This is a genomic window from Ruminococcus sp. MCC718, from assembly GCF_018783905.1.
GTDB lineage: Bacteria > Bacillota > Clostridia > Lachnospirales > Lachnospiraceae > Hominisplanchenecus > Hominisplanchenecus faecis.
Map to the genome: position 1 here is coordinate 1 of NZ_WQNP01000037.1, position 3383 is coordinate 3383.

Here is a 3383-nt window from a genome sequence, read left to right on the forward strand (position 1 = left end):
GTGCAGTAATGTATGGAGCTGACTGCTACTAATAGGTCGAAGGCTTAACCAAGCACGAGAGTGTGAGGTTCAGGATAGAAAAAAGATGTAGGATTTATAGTCTGTATGCGGTTTTGAAGGCACATGCCTTTGTGATCCTCGATAGCTCAATGGTAGAGCATTCGGCTGTTAACCGAAGGGTTGTTGGTTCGAGCCCAACTCGGGGAGTTAGCACGCGGTATGTTCATACTACGTGCATATTTATATCTTAAATCTGGCTCCTTGGTCAAGCGGTTAAGACATCGCCCTTTCACGGCGGTAACACGAGTTCGATTCTCGTAGGAGTCATTATGGCGACATAGCCAAGTGGTAAGGCGTGGGTCTGCAACACCCTGATCACCAGTTCAAATCTGGTTGTCGCCTTGAATTAAAGTTCTGAAATCAAATTGATTTCAGAACTTTTTTTGTGCTATATGAAAAATTCTGTTGAAAAGGAAGACTGGACAAAGTGTGGATTTTCGCTTATAACTACATCAGATATGTGGTGACGGGCAATAAGTTTGTATCAAATGGCAGTAAAGGCATGCTTTAATTTCTCATTGCTGATATTAGTTTATAGATCCCGACATGTTTGAATAAATGATAAGGAGGATGAACGATAAAATGATAAAAATAGATTTGATCACCGGATTTCTTGGTGCAGGAAAGACAACCTTTATAAGAAAATGTGCAAAATATCTGATGGACAGTGGAAAAAATATTGGTATTCTGGAAAATGATTTTGGTGCAGTCAATGTAGATATGATGATGCTTCAGGATCTGATGGGCGATCAGTGCGAGCTGGAAATGATCTCTGGTGGATGTGATCCGGAAACACATCGCAGAAGATTCAAAACAAAACTGATCTCCATGGGAATGTGTGGATATGACCGGATTCTGGTTGAGCCGTCCGGCATTTTTGATGTGGATGAATTTTTTGATATTCTGCACGAAGAGCCTCTGGATCGCTGGTATGAACCGGGCAGCGTCATTACGATCGTGGATGCAAATCTGGAAGAAGAGATGTCGGAAGAAGAAAATTATATTCTTGCGAGCGAAGCAGCCAGTGCAGGCAAGATTGTTTTCAGCAAAATAGGTAAAAATCTGAAAACAGAAAAAGAGGCACAAATGGAAGAAAAAGAATCTATTGCAAAGGCAGAAGAATCGATTTCCAAAGTGCTTGCACATATCAACATTGCATTAAAACAAATCAAATGTGAGCGTGTGATAGAGGAAAAAGATTGTCTGTGTAAAAATTGGGATACGCTGACAAAAGCAGATTTCCAGGATCTGATGTCAGCCGGCTATACACCGGAAAATTATCAGAAGCTGGATTTTGAGCAGGATTCCGTTTTTGAATCCCTGTACTTTTTGAATAAAAAAATCAGCGTGGAAAATATGAAAAAAGCGGCGGAAGAGCTTTTTCAAAATCCGGACTGCGGGCATATTTTCAGAATCAAAGGATTCTTAAATACCAACTACAAAGAAGAAGTAATGATGGAAAATAAAATGGAAGATAAAATGGAAAAAGTAGATAAACCAAGAATCACAAAAGCAGAGTCCTGGAAAGAATTTAATGCGACACGCAAAAATATCAGCATCCAGCCGGTAAAAGAAGGACAGGAAGTGCTGATTATGATCGGGGCAGGGCTGAAACAGGAGAAGATAGAAGAATGCCTGGAGAGGCATTGCACAGAAGGGTTTGAGAAATAAATAAGAAGTTGTCGGTGGTTTCATGGCAGGCGTAAAGAATTGAAATACCGAGTGTTTTGTTAAGATGCTGTCAAAAGCTCCTGACCTGCCAGAGGTTGTTTAAGCGGGAATTGTTTTTCAGACGCAATGTTTTCTACTTATCTCTAATCCATTGTTTTTACATTATATTTTCAAAATGTAAATATAATGTAAAAGTGAAATCAGAGGTATTGTTTTTTGATAAATTGTGGAGTATAAAGAAATTACAAATACCTCAGGCTGCATGAACGTAAGTGATGCCTGATATGCGATTCTGAACAGGGAAAGGGTGGTTTTATGAAGAAGAAATTTTTGAAATTGTTCACGTCGGTTGCAATGCTGGCTCTCGTATTCTGTCTCCATCAGAATGTCCGGGCAGAGGAGATTGCACAGCCAACGGAAAAGGATGTCTACATCCATCACGATGATGGAGAGGACTATGTAGCCAATCGCTATGAAAGAGCGATCGTGGTAGACCGTGTGGTATATCAGTATCTTCCGGAGAAAGACAGTTACCGGATCGTAGCATTTGATGATAATGACGAAGAATTTCCGGAAGGCATTACTTTTAAGCCTCGTTCGGAAGTAAGAGGCAAACCGGTCACAGGAATTTACATTGATGGAGAAGAGGACGGACCGAGCTATCTTACACGGCTCAATTTAGTACTCCCGGATTCTGTAAAAGATATTGAAATCAGCGGTGCAAGTTTTGGCTCTATTACATTACCGAAGTCTCCGACTATCACACCGGGAATGATATCCGAAGGTGATGTTGAGCAAATTATTATTCCGGCAGGAACTACAAATGTGAGCGGGATCAATGATATTTGGAAACTCCGAAAGATGGAGCTTCCGTCTTCAACAAAGAAAATCGGAAAATATTTTTTGGGAAACAGTCCGGATCTGAGAACCGTATACATTCCGGAAGGAGTCACCGAGATTGGTGCAGAAGCATTTTCCGGATGTCCGAAACTTGAAATTTATATCCCGGCAAGTGTAAAGAAGATCGGTAAAAATGCATTTAAGAAAACGGATCAGTACGGACAGGTAAAAATGATCTATTGTGCCAACAATTCTGCCGCACATAAGTATGCGAAGAAAAATCACCTTCCATATACGATCATAGATCCAGTCAAAACTTCTTACAAAGCGACAGACCTGTCACTGAGCACAAAGCGGATCAGTATGCCGATCGGTGCAAAGAAGAGAGTGCTTTATCAGGTAACGCCGGTTTATGCTGCCAAACGTAATGTAAAATTCAGCAGCAGCAATTCCAAAGTGGTATCTGTAAATGCAAAGGGTATGATGACGGCAAAGAAAAACGGAAAAGCAACGATCACCGTTCAGTTAAAGAGCGGAAGCAAAAAGAAAGTAAAACTGAAAGTCGTTGTCCAGCCTCGGGCTCCGTATTTTTCAGCAGACAGCGTTCCAAATAAAAATACAACAGTATTTACATGGGATAAATCCGGAGGCGAAGAAGGGTATGAGATCAGCTGTTCCGATACGAAAAACGGAACCTACAAAGTCATCAAAAAAGTGACCGGCAAAACAAAAATCACATTCAAGGCATCAACAAAGAAATATTACAAAATCCGTGCCTGGTATAGAACAGCAAAAGGAAAGAAGTATTACAG

General features: G+C 40.7%; 2 protein-coding genes and 3 tRNA genes. All 5 read left to right on the top strand.

Annotated features, from left to right (window positions below):
- Window positions 1–135 precede the first annotated feature (135 nt).
- Window positions 136–207: transfer RNA gene (locus GPK60_RS04905), tRNA-Asn, on the top strand.
- A 48-nt stretch (window positions 208–255) separates the two neighbouring features.
- Window positions 256–327, top strand: a tRNA-Glu gene (locus GPK60_RS04910).
- Between the two features lie 4 nt (window positions 328–331).
- Window positions 332–402, top strand: a tRNA-Cys gene (locus GPK60_RS04915).
- Between the two features lie 240 nt (window positions 403–642).
- Window positions 643–1731 carry a GTP-binding protein gene (locus GPK60_RS04920; protein ID WP_215658986.1) on the top strand — a complete coding sequence of 363 codons (1089 nt, stop codon included), beginning with the start codon at window positions 643–645 and terminating at the stop codon, window positions 1729–1731.
- A gap of 315 nt (window positions 1732–2046) precedes the next feature.
- On the top strand, window positions 2047–3383 hold a 1337-nt coding region (locus GPK60_RS04925), incomplete at its 3' end, for a leucine-rich repeat domain-containing protein (protein WP_215658987.1).

Coding starts and splice junctions, on each gene's coding strand:
- GPK60_RS04920 (WP_215658986.1), top strand. CDS start 643: ATGATAAAAATAGATTTGATCACCGGATTTCTTGGTGCAGGAAAGACA.